Source organism: Pseudomonas sp. GW456-12-1-14-TSB6 (assembly GCF_059424205.1).
On record NZ_JBWKZE010000015.1, the window covers coordinates 103,057 to 118,265 of the forward strand.

The 15,209-nt window shown below is 59.8% G+C and carries 21 protein-coding genes; 9 read left to right on the top strand and 12 right to left on the bottom strand.

Going from position 1 to position 15,209, the window contains the following annotated elements:
• The first annotated feature begins 98 nt into the window (after positions 1-98).
• Positions 99-1,055, top strand: a complete 957-nt coding sequence (locus AC07Y2_RS16005) for a LysR family transcriptional regulator (RefSeq protein ID WP_103386350.1) — start codon at positions 99-101, stop codon at positions 1,053-1,055.
• An 83-nt stretch (positions 1,056-1,138) separates the two neighbouring features.
• Positions 1,139-1,603: a MarR family winged helix-turn-helix transcriptional regulator gene (locus tag AC07Y2_RS16010; RefSeq protein WP_103386351.1), complete on the top strand. Its 465-nt coding sequence runs from the start codon at positions 1,139-1,141 to the stop codon at positions 1,601-1,603.
• Here AC07Y2_RS16010 and AC07Y2_RS16015 read toward each other — a convergent pair.
• A complete protein-coding gene (locus AC07Y2_RS16015; RefSeq protein ID WP_158248859.1) occupies positions 1,600-1,749 on the bottom strand; it encodes a hypothetical protein in 150 nt (49 codons plus the stop codon). The two genes, AC07Y2_RS16010 and AC07Y2_RS16015, sit on opposite strands and share 4 nt — an antisense overlap.
• A 126-nt stretch (positions 1,750-1,875) precedes the next feature.
• Between AC07Y2_RS16015 and AC07Y2_RS16020 the strand changes: the two genes are divergently transcribed.
• Together AC07Y2_RS16020 and AC07Y2_RS16025 are read left to right on the top strand one after the other, a co-directional pair.
• On the top strand, positions 1,876-2,295 hold the full coding sequence (locus AC07Y2_RS16020) for an organic hydroperoxide resistance protein (RefSeq protein ID WP_007940002.1): 420 nt from the start codon (positions 1,876-1,878) through the stop codon (positions 2,293-2,295).
• A gap of 33 nt (positions 2,296-2,328) precedes the next feature.
• On the top strand, positions 2,329-3,342 hold the full coding sequence (locus AC07Y2_RS16025; protein WP_085647565.1) for an alpha/beta hydrolase: 1,014 nt from the start codon (positions 2,329-2,331) through the stop codon (positions 3,340-3,342).
• A 65-nt stretch (positions 3,343-3,407) separates the two neighbouring features.
• On the opposite strand, the gene AC07Y2_RS16030 is transcribed toward AC07Y2_RS16025, so the two are convergent.
• Both AC07Y2_RS16030 and earP read right to left on the bottom strand, forming a co-directional pair.
• Positions 3,408-3,977 carry an elongation factor P gene (locus AC07Y2_RS16030; protein ID WP_007955690.1) on the bottom strand — a complete coding sequence of 190 codons (570 nt, stop codon included), beginning with the start codon at positions 3,975-3,977 and terminating at the stop codon, positions 3,408-3,410.
• Positions 3,978-4,025: 48 nt separating this feature from the next.
• On the bottom strand, positions 4,026-5,168 hold the full coding sequence (earP, locus tag AC07Y2_RS16035; RefSeq protein WP_103386352.1) for an elongation factor P maturation arginine rhamnosyltransferase EarP: 1,143 nt from the start codon (positions 5,166-5,168) through the stop codon (positions 4,026-4,028).
• Between the two features lie 124 nt (positions 5,169-5,292).
• On the opposite strand from earP, the gene AC07Y2_RS16040 reads away from it, so the two are divergent.
• Both AC07Y2_RS16040 and AC07Y2_RS16045 read left to right on the top strand, forming a co-directional pair.
• Positions 5,293-5,700, top strand: coding sequence for a hypothetical protein (locus AC07Y2_RS16040; protein ID WP_039770468.1), 408 nt, complete (start codon positions 5,293-5,295; stop codon positions 5,698-5,700).
• Positions 5,701-5,702: 2 nt separating this feature from the next.
• The gene (locus tag AC07Y2_RS16045; RefSeq protein ID WP_074687988.1) at positions 5,703-6,185 is read left to right on the top strand and encodes a GreA/GreB family elongation factor; all 483 of its coding nucleotides are present in this window, start codon (positions 5,703-5,705) and stop codon (positions 6,183-6,185) included.
• An 8-nt stretch (positions 6,186-6,193) separates the two neighbouring features.
• Here AC07Y2_RS16045 and cysB read toward each other — a convergent pair whose 3' ends face one another.
• From cysB to AC07Y2_RS16070, 5 genes are all read right to left on the bottom strand, one after another.
• Positions 6,194-7,168 carry an HTH-type transcriptional regulator CysB gene (gene cysB / locus AC07Y2_RS16050; protein ID WP_003183769.1) on the bottom strand — a complete coding sequence of 325 codons (975 nt, stop codon included), beginning with the start codon at positions 7,166-7,168 and terminating at the stop codon, positions 6,194-6,196.
• Between the two features lie 113 nt (positions 7,169-7,281).
• The gene (locus AC07Y2_RS16055) at positions 7,282-7,785 is read right to left on the bottom strand and encodes a universal stress protein (RefSeq protein WP_007955683.1); all 504 of its coding nucleotides are present in this window, start codon (positions 7,783-7,785) and stop codon (positions 7,282-7,284) included.
• Positions 7,786-7,883: 98 nt separating this feature from the next.
• A complete protein-coding gene (locus AC07Y2_RS16060; protein WP_039770472.1) occupies positions 7,884-8,789 on the bottom strand; it encodes a 5'-nucleotidase in 906 nt (301 codons plus the stop codon).
• Positions 8,790-8,812: 23 nt separating this feature from the next.
• A complete protein-coding gene (locus AC07Y2_RS16065) occupies positions 8,813-9,766 on the bottom strand; it encodes a putative 2-dehydropantoate 2-reductase (RefSeq protein WP_103386353.1) in 954 nt (317 codons plus the stop codon).
• A complete protein-coding gene (locus tag AC07Y2_RS16070) occupies positions 9,766-10,152 on the bottom strand; it encodes a thioredoxin family protein (protein WP_039770475.1) in 387 nt (128 codons plus the stop codon). The genes AC07Y2_RS16065 and AC07Y2_RS16070 overlap by 1 nt, the downstream gene beginning before the upstream one ends.
• On the opposite strand from AC07Y2_RS16070, the gene AC07Y2_RS16075 reads away from it, so the two are divergent.
• Positions 10,151-10,594 (top strand): PilZ domain-containing protein, encoded by a 444-nt coding sequence (locus tag AC07Y2_RS16075; protein WP_039770477.1) that lies wholly within the window; start codon positions 10,151-10,153, stop codon positions 10,592-10,594. The two genes, AC07Y2_RS16070 and AC07Y2_RS16075, sit on opposite strands and share 2 nt — an antisense overlap.
• 130 nt (positions 10,595-10,724) lie before the next feature.
• Positions 10,725-11,801 (top strand): 3-deoxy-7-phosphoheptulonate synthase, encoded by a 1,077-nt coding sequence (locus AC07Y2_RS16080; RefSeq protein WP_011335309.1) that lies wholly within the window; start codon positions 10,725-10,727, stop codon positions 11,799-11,801.
• A gap of 67 nt (positions 11,802-11,868) precedes the next feature.
• Here AC07Y2_RS16080 and AC07Y2_RS16085 read toward each other — a convergent pair whose 3' ends face one another.
• On the bottom strand, positions 11,869-12,150 hold the full coding sequence (locus AC07Y2_RS16085; protein ID WP_007955658.1) for a GNAT family N-acetyltransferase: 282 nt from the start codon (positions 12,148-12,150) through the stop codon (positions 11,869-11,871).
• Positions 12,151-12,787: 637 nt separating this feature from the next.
• Here AC07Y2_RS16085 and oprI point away from each other — a divergent pair.
• Positions 12,788-13,039: an outer membrane lipoprotei OprI gene (oprI, locus tag AC07Y2_RS16090; RefSeq protein WP_025113130.1), complete on the top strand. Its 252-nt coding sequence runs from the start codon at positions 12,788-12,790 to the stop codon at positions 13,037-13,039.
• A gap of 123 nt (positions 13,040-13,162) precedes the next feature.
• Here the strand turns inward: oprI and AC07Y2_RS16095 are convergent, their stop codons facing one another.
• The 3 genes from AC07Y2_RS16095 to AC07Y2_RS16105 form a co-directional block, all read right to left on the bottom strand.
• A complete protein-coding gene (locus AC07Y2_RS16095; RefSeq protein WP_039770479.1) occupies positions 13,163-14,134 on the bottom strand; it encodes a L,D-transpeptidase family protein in 972 nt (323 codons plus the stop codon).
• Between the two features lie 109 nt (positions 14,135-14,243).
• Positions 14,244-14,537, bottom strand: coding sequence for a hypothetical protein (locus tag AC07Y2_RS16100; protein ID WP_003226812.1), 294 nt, complete (start codon positions 14,535-14,537; stop codon positions 14,244-14,246).
• A 57-nt stretch (positions 14,538-14,594) separates the two neighbouring features.
• Entirely contained in the window at positions 14,595-15,200 is a 606-nt protein-coding gene (locus AC07Y2_RS16105) for an arylesterase (protein ID WP_007955652.1), read from the bottom strand.
• Between the last annotated feature and the right edge of the window lie 9 nt (positions 15,201-15,209).

A 15,209-nucleotide genomic window follows, 5' to 3' on the forward strand; every position in this document is an offset into this window, starting at 1 on the left:
AACGTCAGTCGACTCATCCTACGCAGTCGGCGCTGGCACGGAAACGCACAGCAACGCACAATGGCTGTGCTAAATCCGCATAGGCACTGAGCTGATTCATGAATCCCAATCAATTGACCGAACAACTGGGGCTGTTTCTCGATGTACTCGAGAGCGGCAGCTTTTCTGCGGCTTCGCGCCGGCATCCGCTGACGCCCTCCGCCGTTGCCCGGCGTATCGACAGTCTGGAAAGCGCGGTCGGCAGCCAGTTGTTCATCCGCAGCACTCACGCGGTGCGCGCCACGCCGGCAGGTCTGGCGTTTGCCGAACGGGCGCGGCGGATTGTGGCGGAGTTGCAACTTGCCCGGGCTGAAGCGGTGTCCCTGAGCAGCGCGCCGGAGGGACTGATTCGGGTGGATGCGCCAGCAGCGTTCGGGCGTCGGCATCTGGCGCCGGTGATTGCCGATTTTCTGGTGCTGTACTCGGGGCTGGATGTGCAACTGCATCTGATCGACAGCTTCGTCGACATGGACGGTTCAAACCTGGGCAAGGTCGATCTGGTGCTGCGCGCCGGGCAAATGGCTGACACCCGGTTGGTGGCCACACCGTTGGCGAGCATGGTCCGCATCGCCTGCGCGAGCCCCGACTATCTCAAGCGCCGCGGTGTGCCGAGCGAACCCGCGCAATTGAGCGAACACGACGGCCTCGACTGGGACGGCCTCGCCCCGCCCTTCGCCTGGCGCTTCGAACAGAACGGGCAGATGCAACTGCACCGCCCGGCGCGGGTGCGCATGAGCGCCAACAACGCCGAGGCGCTGGTGTGCGGCGCGCTGGCGGGACTCGGGATCGCGCATCTACCGACCTGGCTGGCCAGCGAATACCTGTTGCGCGGCGAGTTGCTGCCGCTGTTCTGTGAAAACGGCCTGCCAAAACCGGAAAGCACCGGCATCTATGCGCTGCGACTGGAGCAACAGGCCAGCTCCCGCAGCCGCCTGCTGCTGGAATACCTCAAAACCCGGTTCAGCCCCGTGCCGCCGTGGGATCTGGCCCTGCAACGTGAGCTGGGCCGGCACTGACCGATTCGCCACCGGGCACAATTGTCTGGCGCATTAAAGATTCGAGCGCTAGATTCATCTGCATCACCGTTCAAGGCACTGACATGACCACCGACCGCAACACCTCCGATCACTGCGAAGACCTGCTGCTCGACAATCAGGCCTGCTTCGCCCTGCATTCCACTTCGCTGATGATGACCAAGGTCTACAAGCCGCTGTTGCAAGCGCTTGGCCTGACGTATCCGCAATACCTGGCGATGATGGTGCTGTGGGAGAAGGATGGTTTGACCGTCGGAGAAATCAGCACGCGCCTGCTGACCGATCCGGGCTCGCTGACCCCGTTGCTCAAGCGGCTGGAAGGTGAAGGTTTGCTCAGCCGGACCCGCAGTCGTGAGGATGAGCGTGTGGTGATCGTTGAACTGACTGCCCAGGGACGCGCCTTGAAAGACAGGGCCCGGACCGTTCCACAATGCATCCTGGGGGCCAGTGGCTTCACGCTGGAGCGCCTGCAAAACCTGCAAGCCGAGTTGCAGGCCTTGCGTGGTCATTTGCAGGATAGCCTCACTTAAAACTCCCCCTTTTCCTGTGGGCGCAGCCTTGCGCCTGCAGGCGCATCGCCCCTTCCCCGCTTATCACCGAAAAATTTTTCATCTCGTTTTACATTCAAAAAATCCTTCAATATCAAAAGCTTGAGATCACGCCACTCCCAATCCAAGCGCGAATTCCTGCTTTCTTCAAAAATTTATCTTGCGCACTAAATATTCGCGCAGTACATTTACTTCGCACCTAGTTAGCGCGCAAACAATTAGCGCAACAAACCACACTTTATGAGGCTCACATCATGCAAACTCTCTACACCGCAATCGCAACTTCCACTGGCGGCCGTGACGGTCGTGCAATCTCCAGTGACAACGTCCTCGACGTCAAACTGGCCACCCCGAAAGAACTCGGCGGTGCCGGCGGCGCAGCCACCAACCCTGAGCAACTGTTCGCCGCCGGCTACTCGGCCTGCTTCATCGGCGCCCTGAAATTCGTCGCCAGTCAGACCAAACGCAAAATCCCGGACGACGCCTCGATCACCGCTCACGTCGGCATCGGCCAGATCCCTGGCGGTTTCGGTCTGGACATCGACCTGCACATCAGTCTGCCGGGCCTGGAACAGGCTGACGCACAAAGCCTGGTCGACGCGGCTCACCAGGTCTGCCCGTACTCCAACGCCACTCGCGGCAACGTCGATGTGCGTCTGCACGTCACCGTGTAATCACTGACACTCAGGCCCGTACAGGAAATGAACATGAACACTTTCAGCAAAGTCTTGACCGGTACTCTTCTCGCCCTGTCCATCCACAGCGCATTCGCCGGGGAGGTTGAACACAACACCCAGGCGTTCCTTGATGTGCTGAATGCCGGCACCGGCAAACCGATGGAGCAAATGACGCCCAAGGATGCCCGCGCCGTGCTGACGGGCGCGCAGTCCGGGGTCAAACTGACGCTGCCCAAAGCGGACGTCAGCGAGAAAACCATCCAGGTCGATGGCCAACCGTTGAGCCTGACCATCGTCCGGCCGGCCGGGGTCAAGGGCGAGCTGCCGGTGTTCATGTTCTTCCACGGCGGCGGCTGGGTGCTGGGAGATTTCCCGACCCACGAACGTCTGGTGCGGGATCTGGTGGTCGGCTCGGGGGCGGCGGCGGTGTTCGTCAACTACACCCCTTCGCCGGAAGCGCATTACCCGGTGGCGATCAACCAGGCTTATGCCGCTACCAAATGGGTGGCCGAACACGGCAAAGAAATCAACGTCGACGGCAAGCGTCTGGCGGTGGCGGGCAACAGCGTCGGCGGCAACATGGCGGCAGTCGTGGCCCTGATGGCCAAAGACAAAGGCACGCCAGCGATCAAATTCCAGGTGCTGCTGTGGCCGGTGACCGATGCCAATTTCGATACCGGTTCGTATAACCAGTACGCCGAGGGGCACTTCCTCACTCGCAACATGATGAAGTGGTTCTGGGACAACTACACCACTGACGCCAACCAGCGAAACGAGATCTACGCCTCACCGTTGCGGGCCACCACTGCGCAGTTGAAAGGTCTGCCGCCTGCGCTGGTCCAGACTGCGGGGGCCGATGTGCTGCGTGACGAGGGTGAAGCCTACGCCCGCAAACTCGACGAAGCCGGCGTGCCGGTGACCTCGGTGCGCTACAACGGCATGATCCACGACTACGGTTTGCTCAACGTGGTCAGCCAGGTGCCGGCGGTGCGCTCGGCGATGCTGCAGGCCTCGGAAGAACTGAAGCAGCACCTGAAGAAGTAATTTTCATCAGGCATAAAAAAGCCCGACTCAATGGTCGGGCTTTTTCTTTCCGCAAAAAGCAGTGCTTATTTGGCACGGCCTTTGTAGGAACCGCCTTCGCGGGTATCGATCTCGATCATGTCGCCGATTTCGATGAAGTCAGCAACCGACAGCTCGGTACCGTTCTTCAGTTTGGCAGGCTTCATCACCTTGCCGGAAGTGTCGCCGCGAGCGGAACCTTCGGTGTAGTCAACCTGACGCACGATGGTGGTCGGCAGCTCTACGGAAACCAGACGGCCTTCGAAGAATACGGCTTCGCAAACGTCGGTCATGCCTTCTTCCACGAATGGCAGAACGCTTTCGATGTCTTCGGCGTTCAGCTCGTACATGGTGTAGTCGGTGGTGTCCATGAACGTGTAGGAGTCACCGCTGATGAAGGACAGGGTCGCTTCTTTGCGGTCCAGGATCACGTCGTCCAGCTTGTCGTCCGCACCGTAAACGGTTTCGGTCTTGTAACCGGTCAGCAGGTTCTTCAGCTTGGTCTTCATGATCGCGCTGTTACGGCCCGACTTGGTGAATTCAGCTTTCTGAACCAGCCAAGGATCGTTGTCGATACGGATCACGGTACCGGGTTTGAGTTCTTTACCAGTTTTCATTGCGAATATCCGAATTTGGATGGGATTTACAAAAATCTAGGCCGCGTATCATATCCAATTTCGGTAAAACTGTACCAGCGCCGTCGCAAGATCGGCCTGCAAGGCTTGTTCCAGACACCACGCGCGGGAATTTTCCTGCAGTTCGGGCCAGTGTTTACGGGCCTCAAGCCAGTGGTCGCCGATAGGCTGGCCGGCACTCCAAGCGCGCCAGAGACCGTTCATCGCCTCGGCGGCAGCGGGCGAAAGGCGTTTTGTGTAAAGCGTAAGGAAGGCATCGAGCTTGTCGAGGTGGATGTCTTCGTCCTGCTGATAGATGTGCCACAGCATCGGCCGCCCCGCCCACTGCGCCCGAACAAACGAGTCCTCGCCACGCACCGCATTGAAATCGCAACACCAGAGCAATTGATCGTATTGATCCTGACGGACGAACGGCAGCACCTGCACTGTCAGCGACTGACGAACGTGCATTGCACCGACCGCCAGCGACTCGACTCCGAGCCAACGGGCGACATCGCCGAGAATCCGGCCTTCCGGCACCAGCAGATGGGTAGGCGTAGCGTCCGCCGCGAGCACATCCAGCCAACTGGCGAGTCCGGCATTCTCGTAGGCAAACAGCGAAATCAGCTGCGCACCGGGCGCAGGAGCTATTCCCAGAGCGTGCAGGAATTGTCGCTGCGCCTCGGGATTCTGTTGAAACTGCTGACGCCGCTCCAGTAAACCGCTCTCACGCAGCAAGCCGCCGGTCCCCGGCTGAAATCCCGGAAAGAAAAAGTACTTCTGCACCGACTTGTACTTCACCGACGGCAGACCGTGGCAGCCAGTCACCCAGTCTTCAGCGCTGAGATAGTCGAGGTTCATCCACAACGGCGACTGTTCCCGTGCGGCCATGGCGTCCATGTAAATGCTCGGCAACTGGCAGGCAAAAGCCGCGATCACCACGTCGGCCGCTGCTGATTCCTGCCACTCAGCCGGCCAGTGCCGGACTTCGACGCCCTGCTGCCATTGCTGATCGAGGCCGATGTCGATTTCCGGGCAAATGCGTTCGAAAGCGCGCAGGTCATCGACCCACAATCGCACCGTCATTGCCTGCTCGCTGACCAGTTGCCGGGCCAGACGCCAGGTCACGCCGATGTCGCCGTAGTTATCGACGACCGTACAAAAAATGTCCCAGCGGGTGTTCAGTGGCGGCATTCAAGGCTCCCGTTGGCAAAAGCGCCGATTGTCCGCATAAATGTCTTCGCGCAGAAGAGCCGACGGCAATTAATCTTCGTGCGACAATCGCTGCTCGCCCGCATACATCCGCCAGGAGGCAGCCATGCCCTATCGTCCCAACCCGCGTCGCCCGTTACCTGTTCAGCTTAGCGCGCTGCAATTGACTGGCAGCATTGCCCTGGGTCTGTGGCTGGGTTTCCTGGCCATTGCACTGACTTGCTGGCTCGCCTCGCTGTTGTTCAGCCGTCAATTGCAGCCGGTGGCGGAAGCGGTGCAACAACTGAGCAAGCCTCCGGTAGCCGCCCAGCCGCAGCCAGAACCTGAGCCACAAAACCGCCTGTTCGAACAGTACGAAGAAAACCTGCGCAAGAACGAACAGCAGGCACGCCTGGACCAGGCCCGTGGCAGCACACGTAATCTGTCGAACCCCAAATGCCAGTTCTGGCTGCAACAGGATCAGACGGCCCCCAGCGAAAAGAGCCGCGCCAACGTCCTGCAATTCTGCGATTGATCATGAATAAACAGACGGTTCACCAACTGATTCTCGACAAGCTGCGCGTCGATCTCGACATCGCCGAGCGCGCGGCGCAAACCGCCTACGAAACCGCGACCCACGAAGAGAACATCGCCGAAAACAAGTACGACACTCTGGGCCTCGAGGCGTCGTATCTGGCGGCGGGCCAGGCGAAACGGGTCGAGGAAATTCGTCAGTCACTGGCGCTGTGCCAGAACCTGACGCTGCGCGCGTATGACGATCAACGCGGGATTGAGATCGGCGCCCTGCTCGGTCTGGAAGACGAAAAGGGTCGCGAGCAATGGCTGTTTCTGGCGCCGGATGCGGCGGGTCTGAAAGTCGATGTGGTGGGTCAGCCGATTACCGTCATCACCCCGCGCTCGCCGCTGGGCAAAAGCCTGCTGGGCAAGTTCGAGGGTGACGAGGTGGAGATTCTGGTAGCAGGCACCCGGCAACAGTTTGCTGTCACCGAGGTGCTGTAGACGGGGACTTAGTGGACGGGCAGTTCGACACCATCGAAAAGCTCTTCCAGTTCCTGCTTGTTGTGGCACTGAATGGCCTTGGCCATGACTTCGCGGGTCAGGTGCGGCGCGAACTTCTCGATGAAGTCGCACATGAAGCCGCGCAGGAAGGTGCCGCGACGGAAACCGATCTTGGTCACGCTGGACTCGAACAGTTCGCTGGCATCGAGCACCACCAGATCGTTATCCAGTTTGGTGTCGACCGCCATTTTCGCCACGATGCCAACACCCAGGCCCAGACGTACGTAGGTTTTGATCACGTCGGCGTCGGCAGCAGTGAAAACCACTTTCGGCGTCAGGCCGCGATGGCTGAAGGCTTCGTCAAGTTTCGAACGGCCGGTGAAACCGAACACGTAAGTCACGATCGGGTATTCGGCCAGCGCTTCGAGGGTCAGCTTCGGCAGTTTGGTCAGCGGGTGGCCCTGAGGCACGACCACGCAACGGTTCCAGCGATAGCACGGCATCATCACCAGATCGCCGAACAGCTCCAGCGCTTCGGTGGCAATGGCGAAATCGACGGTGCCGTCAGCGGCCATCTCTGCGATCTGCATCGGCGAGCCCTGGTGCATGTGCAGCGCCACGTCCGGGTATTGCTTGATGAAATTGCTGATCACCGGCGGCAGCGCATAGCGTGCCTGGGTGTGAGTGGTGGCGATCGACAGGGTGCCCTTCTTCTCGTTGGAGAATTCCTGGGCGATCTGCTTGATGCTTTCGACCTTGCGCAGAATTTCACCGGCAGTGGTGATGATGCGCTCGCCGGCCGGCGTGACACGGGTCAGGTGCTTGCCGCTGCGGGCGAACACTTCGACGCCCAGTTCGTCTTCCAGCAGACGGATTTGTTTACTGATGCCCGGTTGCGAGGTGTAGAGGCTTTGGGCTGTAGCGGAAACGTTGAGGTCGTGGTGCGCCACTTCCCAGATGTAGCGCAGTTGTTGAAGCTTCATATGAATCCCTCAAAGCAGGTAGACGCCACGGGCATCAGCGACGGTATATAACTATATTAATGGTTTGAAGAATAAATCTAGAACTTTTTTATCAAAGTGCCATTATTCCTGCTTCAGCGATCCTCTCGACGCCGACGCTCCACCAGCGGCACCAGATAAACCGGCACCTTGGACAATTGCAGCAGCCGGGCCGCCGTTCGCCCCAAAGGTGTTTCCGCCCCGACCCCGTGGCTGTGACTTCCTACGATCAGCAAATCGACAGAGAGTTTCTGCACCTGATCGAGAATCACCTGTGACGGATCGCCCTGCAGCACCCGTACTGCGCGTATCCGCTGCAGGTCCTGCTCGCCCTCGTCCCCCAGTTCTTCGCGAAAACTGTCGAGCACCCGCTGCTCGATATTGGCAATGACCGTTTTCAGACCCTGACTGTGAAATTCGTTCAATGCCTGTTCGTCGAGATAGCTCTGCAACACCGATTCGGCAAACAGCCCCATGGGCTCCACCGCGTGCACCACGTACAGATCGGCATTGAACGTTCGCGCCATCGCCAGGGCATGCTGCATCACTAACGGTGCGTACAGACCGAGGTCAGTGGCATACAGCATCGAACGAATCATATGACCTCCTCGCGTGCCAACATGGCGGAGATTTGATTCAGCTTAGCAGTGCCTTGGCGAGTACGACGTGCGACGCAACGTCTTGAACCACGAGGGCTTTAGACCGCCGGTTCGTTGCTGATGCCATGAGGCACGTGACCGGTCGCCACGACTTCCCGGGCCAGCTCGCAGTGGCCGGCCTGATCGTCGAAAAACACGTCGGCGGCGAAGGCTTCGAGGAACGCCGATTTGGTCAGGCCGCCGAGGAACAGCGACTCGTCCAGACGAATGTCCCACTCGCGCAAGGTACGGATCACCCGCTCGTGGGCCGGAGCCGAGCGCGCGGTGACCAGTGCGGTGCGGATCGGGCACTCCTCATCGGAGAACTCGCGCTGCAACAGATTGAGCGCCGCGAGAAAGCCCTTGAACGGCCCGCCGCGCAACGGTTCGCGAGCGGATTCACGCTCCTTGGCCTGGAAGGCTTCGAGGCCACCGGATTGATAGACGCGCTCCGACTCGTCGGAAAACAGCACCGCATCACCGTCGAAGGCGATGCGCAATTCGTCGCTGGCCGCACGACTGGCGCCGCCGGACAGAATGGTCGCCGCCGCGAAACCGGCATCCAGCGCGGCGCGTACGTCTTCGGCATGGGTGGAGAGAAACAGGTCGCAACCGAAAGCCTTCAGGTACGGATAAGGACTGCGCCCGCCAACGAACGCCGCACGGGAGATCGCCAGGCCGTAGTGACCAATGGAGTTGAAAACGCGCAGGCCGGTGTCGGCGCTGTTGCGCGACACCAGAATCACCTCGACCCGGGCGCGGCCGAGGCGACTGTTGAGATTGAGTAGTTTTTCCACCAGCGGAAAGGCATCACCCGGCGCGAGGATTTCGTCTTCGTGTTCGATCTGATATTGCCGATAGGCTTCGACGCCGCTCGACAGGTAGACCTTGTGACTCTCACTGAGGTCGAACAGGGCACGGGACGAGATCGCCAGCACCAGTTTGTCATCGATGTTCTTGGCCATGCCTTTCCCCCAATGCGACCGGTTTAAACGTTGCGCCGGTCGATAAAGCTCAATGTGCGATACAACGATTCGATACGCGGCAACTCGCAGCCTGCCGCTTTTGCCGCCGCCAAAGGACTAGCGTAGATCGCCTCCAGCTCCAGCGGTCGCTTGTGCAGGAAATCGTGATACATGCTCGGCCAATAGTCGGGCATTTTCTCGGTCATCATGAACAGGTATTCGGCGTAACCGGGCGGCATGTCGTGGCCGCAGGCCTTGGCGCCCTGCACCACTTCAGCCATCAGTGCCTGAATCAATGCGCGACTGTCATTGTCGGCCATCAACGGCGTGGTGCCGGCGCCGAGCAATACCGAAAGCCCGTTATAGGGAATGTTCCACACCAGTTTCTGCCAGCGCGCCTGATGCAGGTTCGGCATCGCCTGGGAATCGAGACCGGCGGCCCTAAACAGACCGGCGCCCTCCTCGACGATTGCCATGCGCGCCGCGTCATCCGCTGCCGGGCCGCTGTGATAGCCGACGTTCACCGCCCCCAGCGCCTGGTGGGTGACCTGGCCCGGCCCTTCGCGGTGGACGCAGATCAGGCACAAGCCGCCCAGCAAATGCAGGGAGTCGGGCAGCAATGCCCGCAAGCTGTCTTCGACGTCGAGGCCGTTTTGCAATACCAGCACTTTCGCGCCGGGTTTCGCCGCCTGAATGATCGACGGCGCCAGCCCGGCATTGCTGGTGGTCTTGGCGCCGACCAGCAGCCAGTCGCAGGGCGGCATGTCTTCAGCCGACGAATAGGCCTGCACCGGGCTCAGCGTCAACGCACCATGCACGGCACTGTCCACCTGCAAGCCGCGTTCGGCGACTGCGGAAAATTCACTGCGCAACAGAAAGTGCACATCGAACCCGGCCCGGGCGAGCATCACCCCGTAAAACCCGCCGATGGCGCCGGTGCCAATGATCCCCACCACCGGTTTGTTCACTGCTCCCATTACGGCAACTCCTCTGCAATTCGACCCAGCGCCTGCGCCACGGCTGCGTTCAGCTCATCGGCATTCAGGCGCGTGTGTACCGCCCCAAAGAACTCGCCGTCGCGCACCACAAACAGCGCCGGCAAATGAAAGACCTGATAACGCTCGACCAGTCCGCCGTTGTCACCGGCATCGATCCAGCACACGCGATCGACGACCAGATCGAGCCCCGGCAACACTTCGCGGGCATAGCGGCAACTGGCGCAGCCGACGCTGGTGAAAATCACCAGCGAAACGCCGCTCATCGTCAGCAGCCGCTGGTCGGCGTCGAAATCGGTCAGCTGCGATTCGACCACTATACTGGGGGAAACAATGTCAAATGGCCGACACAGGGAGTCTGTGCTCATGGGACGGTTTATTCCTCATCCGGATGAAGTACCCGTTGAGTTGACCTTGCTCACACCGGAGTGTATTTCGCGTCAACGGCTGCACACTATCAGCCTCGGCGGCATCGCTTGCAATTACCACCGTGCCTGGCGCCATGGCACCGCATTGCAAGTGCGCATGCCCACCCTCAACGCCGACATCTGTTATCCGGGCTACGTGGCCTGGTGCCTGCGACGTAAAAAAGGCTATCTGGTGGGCATCGCCTTCACCGACGAACAGACGCTGTTCAGCGCCCGAATGGGTGAGCAGGTGTGTCAGATCGAACGCTATTGCCGACTCAACTACGCCCACGAAGACCTCCAGGATATTCAGGCCCTGGCCCTGCAATGGGTCGAACAACACGCCGACGAGTTCTCCCACGACACCGTTCGCAAGGCTTTCGCGCAGCCTGTGCTGGACTGAACAGTGACTTGCCCATTGTCTAGCAGGCGCCTAACGCGATAAGGTTCGGCTCCCCGACGCGCTTAAATCCGCTGTGCTCCGCCGCGCGGGGATCGCTGGCGGCCGGCACCCGTGACCTGACGAGTAAACGATGGCTGATTTACCGATCAACGACCTGAACGTCGCTTCCAACGAGACCCTGATCACTCCCGATCAGCTCAAGCGTGATATCCCTCTGAGCGACGCGGCCCTGCGCACCGTCACCAAGGGTCGCGAAGTCATCCGCAACATTCTCGATGGTACCGACCATCGTCTGTTCGTGGTGATCGGCCCCTGCTCGATCCACGACATCAAGGCTGCCCACGAATATGCCGATCGCCTGAAGGTGCTGGCGGCAGAAGTCTCGGACACCCTGTATCTGGTCATGCGCGTGTATTTCGAGAAGCCACGGACCACCGTCGGCTGGAAAGGCCTGATCAACGACCCGTACCTGGATGACTCGTTCAAGATCCAGGACGGTCTGCACATCGGTCGCCAGCTTCTGCTGGACCTGGCCGAGAAAGGCCTGCCGACCGCGACCGAAGCCCTCGACCCGATCTCCCCGCAGTATCTGCAGGACCTGATCAGCTGGTCGGCCATCGGCGCACGGACTACCGAATCCCAGACCCACCGCGAGATGGCTTCCGGCCTGTCCTCGGCGGTCGGCTTCAAGAACGGCACCGACGGCGGCCTGACCGTGGCGATCAACGCCTTGCAGTCGGTCTCCAGCCCGCACCGTTTCCTGGGCATCAACCAGGAAGGTGGCGTGTCGATCGTCACCACCAAGGGCAACGCCTACGGCCACGTGGTGCTGCGCGGCGGCAACGGTAAGCCGAACTACGATTCGGTGAGCGTCGCCCTGTGTGAGCAGGCGCTGAACAAGGCGAAGATCAAGCCGAACATCATGGTCGATTGCAGCCACGCCAACTCCAACAAGGATCCGGCCCTGCAACCGCTGGTGATGGAGAACGTCGCCAACCAGATCCTCGAAGGCAATCAGTCGATCATCGGCCTGATGGTCGAGAGTCATCTGAACTGGGGCTGCCAGGCGATCCCGAAAGACCTCGCCGACCTGCAATATGGCGTGTCGATCACTGATGCCTGCATCGACTGGTCCGCTACCGAAAACACCTTGCGCAGCATGCACGCCAAGCTCAAGGATGTACTGCCGAAACGTCAGCGCGGCTGACAGCCGTTTCGCAGGCATAAAAAACGCCGGGCATTGCCCGGCGTTTTTGTGTGTGCGGTGAGGTCAGTCAGATCTTGGCGGTGCGCCGCTGATGACGCTCCATGTAGCGCTCCACGTAGGAGCACGAAGGAATGACCGTGTAACCCATTTCATCGGCGTATTGCAGCGCCCGCTCGGTCAGGGCTGCCGCAATGCCTCGGCCACGCAGCGCGTTGGGCACGAAGGTGCGGTAGATATCCAGGGTCTGTTTCCCCAGATCCATGTAGGTCAGGTAGGCACGATGACCGTCCACATTGGTCTCGAACTGATGACCAGCCTGGTCATGGTGGATGGACAACGCCTCGCTCATCACTACTCCTCGCGGGTCTCGAATTCTGACCCCTACCTTACCGATGTTTTCCCGGCGAAGGAACATCTACGCCACCCCGTGCCTGATGGACACCGAGAAGAACTGCACCGATCTCGCGCAACCCGAGCACGTATCAAATAGTAGGCACCATTGGCGAAAATGCTCAAGGTACGCTCGTCATCGTGCGAATTGACGGGGCAGTTCCGGTGGACTCAGGGCCGGTTCGGGAGACGATCTTCCCGAGCCGAAAGGCTGAACATCGCCGGATGTTGAGACTTAAGACGAGCCGCCTGTTTTAAAGTCACCTCAACATGGACAAAGATATGCGAGGCGCTGCGCAAATTCGCAACAAAAGTGTGGACGAATCCATATAGACAGACTTTGGCCACTACCTGCAAAACAGCGCACGGCACCGGGAACTTTTTCTCATTAACTCGCTCATCTCGCGGCTTACAGCTGGATATTTTTTATACAGCGCAGTTAAAAGTTGCTCGAAAAAGAATCAACGCCTACAATTTTTTTTGCTTCTTGCCTTACGTCAGTTTACTTACTACAAGTAATGGGTAGTATGTACGCCGGCTATTTCCTCAATCGGAGGAGACAGCCACTTAATTGAAAGTCCTTGAAGGGGAACACGATGAACAACGTTCTGAAATTCTCTGCTCTGGCTCTGGCCGCAGTTCTGGCTACCGGTTGCAGCAGCGCATCGAAAGAAACCGAAGCACGTCTGACCGCTACTGAAGACGCAGCTGCTCGCGCCCAGGCTCGTGCAGATGAAGCTTACCGTAAAGCTGATGAAGCTCTGGCTGCTGCTCAAAAAGCACAACAGACCGCCGACGAAGCTAACGAGCGTGCTCTGCGCATGCTGGACAAAGCTAGCCGCAAGTAATAATCCTCCGGGATTGTTATCGAGCCGACCCATTTTTTGGGTCGGCTTTTTTGTGCCCGCTGTTTTCTACGGGCGACAAAAAACCCGCCGATGCAATAGCCTCGGCGGGTTCTGTCTTACAGCTTATTGCTGGAGGTCGATCGGTGCGCTGGAGACCATCGGCGCCGAAGTGTTCGGCGTGCCGATTTCAGTTGGCAGGCCATCTTCGGCCGCCACCACATCACGCACCACATCCCAGTTCATGCGCAGATTGTTGGTGATGTCTTCGCGCTTGAGCATCGCATTGATCACAGCGGTGTGCTTGTCGACTACCGACGGGTTGCCCTTGTCATCAATCGGCGTGTGCGCTTCCAGATAGACCTTGCCGCCACTGCGACCGAACTTGTAAGCATCGTTGATGATCCGCACCGACGTACCCACCGGCACCATGCTGGCCATTTCCAGCACGTTGTTGTTGAACATGCGGAAGCAACCGTGGCTGGTGCGCATGCCGATGCCGAACTTCTTGTTCGAACCGTGGATCAGGTAGCCTGGAGTCCCCAGGGTGAACTTGAACGGGCCCAGCGGGTTGTCGGGACCGGCGGGCACCACGTTCGGCAACGGATCGCCATCGGCGGCGTGCTCGGCCTTGATCGAGGCAGGCGGCGTCCAGGTCGGGTTCGGAGTCTTGGCAGTGATCGAGGTGTGGGCAATCGGCGAACCCCAGCCCTCACGACCAATTCCCAATGGGAAGGTGTACACCACGTTCCGGCCCTTCGGGTAGTAGTAGAGACGGTATTCGGCCAGGTTGATCACGATGCCTTCACGCGGCCCCGGCGGCAGGATGAAGCGGGTCGGCAAAACCACTTCGGTACCGGCACCCGGCAACCAGGCATCGACGCCCGGGTTGGCCGCGACCATCTCCGAATAACCCAGATCGTAGGTGGTGCCCAGATCGGCAAAAGTGTCTTCGTACTTGGCCTTGATCACCTGTACCTGGCCGATGATGTCCTCACCGGGTGGTGGCAGGGGAAACTCCAGTGCGGCAACGGGACCGGCCACACACAGGGCGGCAAGAGACAGGCAGCGGGTGACGGCAGGAAAACGCGGCAACATCCGGAGAATCCTTCGCAAGATCGACAAGGGTATAAGAGCGCGATTGTACACCGCGCCCAGGGAATTCGGGGAGATGCGCCGATAGACCGCGATATCGACGAAAAAGGACTCAGAGCTCGAAACGCAGCTCAGGCCAGATAGGCGAAGTGCCGCGCTTCTGCGATTCGAGGATTGCCCGGCACAGCGAGCACAGGCGCTGATCCTGGAACACCCGGCGATCCACGCTCGACCAGCGCGGTTGCGCCGGCAGCAGACTGCCGCACAGGGTGCGGTCCGCCGAACCACCGAGTTCCAGTTGACGGGTCACCAGATGCACCCGCACTTCCTGGCAGGCGAACAGATCCAGCTGTTCGTCAGGCTCGATCAGTTGGTAGGCGAACAGGGACCAGGCAGGACGCGGCATCGGGGGCTCCAAATAAGGGGGCGCCACATTAGCCGAAAGCCTGCCGCTAGAAAAGCCTCATAGCAGCGGTTTTAGCGTCGGCCAGACATTTTCCAGCAACTTGCCCTGAGCCCCGGCCGCCGGGTGCAGACCGTCGGCCTGCATCAGGTCCGGATGCCCGCCCACGCCGTCGAGGAAAAACGGCACCAGCGGGATTTTCTTCTCCTCGGCGAGTTTGCCGTAGACCTCGGCAAAGGCATCGGTATAGCGCTTGCCGTAGTTGGGTGGCAATTGCATGCCGAGCAACAGCACCTTGGCACCACTTTGGCGAGAGCTGTCGATCATCGAAGCAAGATTTTGTTGCAATTGCGTCGGCGGCATTCCGCGCAGGCCATCGTTGCCGCCCAATTCGAGGATCACCAGTTCCGGCTTGTGCTCTGCAAGCAGCGCCGGCAGCCGCGCCTGGCCTCCGGCGCTGGTGTCGCCACTGATGGACGCATTGACCACCTTATCGTCAAAACCTTCGGTCTTGAGCCGCTGTTCAAGCAACGACACCCACCCAAGCCGGGTATCCAGTCCGAAACCCGCGCTGATACTATCGCCAACGATCAGGACTGTACCCGCCGCTGCGTTCTGGGCCATGCACATCAAGGCCAGGCCAGCACTCAAAAACCACACACGCATCGGATTCTC

Excerpts from the sequence above, each read along its gene's own strand:
- AC07Y2_RS16005 (WP_103386350.1), top strand. The coding sequence starts at position 99 with ATGAATCCCAATCAATTGACCGAACAACTGGGGCTGTTTCTCGATGTA.
- AC07Y2_RS16010 (WP_103386351.1), top strand. The coding sequence starts at position 1,139 with ATGACCACCGACCGCAACACCTCCGATCACTGCGAAGACCTGCTGCTC.
- AC07Y2_RS16020 (WP_007940002.1), top strand. The coding sequence starts at position 1,876 with ATGCAAACTCTCTACACCGCAATCGCAACTTCCACTGGCGGCCGTGAC.
- AC07Y2_RS16025 (WP_085647565.1), top strand. The coding sequence starts at position 2,329 with ATGAACACTTTCAGCAAAGTCTTGACCGGTACTCTTCTCGCCCTGTCC.
- AC07Y2_RS16030 (WP_007955690.1), bottom strand. The coding sequence starts at position 3,977 with ATGAAAACTGGTAAAGAACTCAAACCCGGTACCGTGATCCGTATCGAC.
- earP (WP_103386352.1), bottom strand. The coding sequence starts at position 5,168 with ATGCCGCCACTGAACACCCGCTGGGACATTTTTTGTACGGTCGTCGAT.
- AC07Y2_RS16040 (WP_039770468.1), top strand. The coding sequence starts at position 5,293 with ATGCCCTATCGTCCCAACCCGCGTCGCCCGTTACCTGTTCAGCTTAGC.
- AC07Y2_RS16045 (WP_074687988.1), top strand. The coding sequence starts at position 5,703 with ATGAATAAACAGACGGTTCACCAACTGATTCTCGACAAGCTGCGCGTC.
- cysB (WP_003183769.1), bottom strand. The coding sequence starts at position 7,168 with ATGAAGCTTCAACAACTGCGCTACATCTGGGAAGTGGCGCACCACGAC.
- AC07Y2_RS16055 (WP_007955683.1), bottom strand. The coding sequence starts at position 7,785 with ATGATTCGTTCGATGCTGTATGCCACTGACCTCGGTCTGTACGCACCG.
- AC07Y2_RS16060 (WP_039770472.1), bottom strand. The coding sequence starts at position 8,789 with ATGGCCAAGAACATCGATGACAAACTGGTGCTGGCGATCTCGTCCCGT.
- AC07Y2_RS16065 (WP_103386353.1), bottom strand. The coding sequence starts at position 9,766 with ATGGGAGCAGTGAACAAACCGGTGGTGGGGATCATTGGCACCGGCGCC.
- AC07Y2_RS16075 (WP_039770477.1), top strand. The coding sequence starts at position 10,151 with ATGGGACGGTTTATTCCTCATCCGGATGAAGTACCCGTTGAGTTGACC.
- AC07Y2_RS16070 (WP_039770475.1), bottom strand. The coding sequence starts at position 10,152 with ATGAGCACAGACTCCCTGTGTCGGCCATTTGACATTGTTTCCCCCAGT.
- AC07Y2_RS16080 (WP_011335309.1), top strand. The coding sequence starts at position 10,725 with ATGGCTGATTTACCGATCAACGACCTGAACGTCGCTTCCAACGAGACC.
- AC07Y2_RS16085 (WP_007955658.1), bottom strand. The coding sequence starts at position 12,150 with ATGAGCGAGGCGTTGTCCATCCACCATGACCAGGCTGGTCATCAGTTC.
- oprI (WP_025113130.1), top strand. The coding sequence starts at position 12,788 with ATGAACAACGTTCTGAAATTCTCTGCTCTGGCTCTGGCCGCAGTTCTG.
- AC07Y2_RS16095 (WP_039770479.1), bottom strand. The coding sequence starts at position 14,134 with ATGTTGCCGCGTTTTCCTGCCGTCACCCGCTGCCTGTCTCTTGCCGCC.
- AC07Y2_RS16100 (WP_003226812.1), bottom strand. The coding sequence starts at position 14,537 with ATGCCGCGTCCTGCCTGGTCCCTGTTCGCCTACCAACTGATCGAGCCT.
- AC07Y2_RS16105 (WP_007955652.1), bottom strand. The coding sequence starts at position 15,200 with ATGCGTGTGTGGTTTTTGAGTGCTGGCCTGGCCTTGATGTGCATGGCC.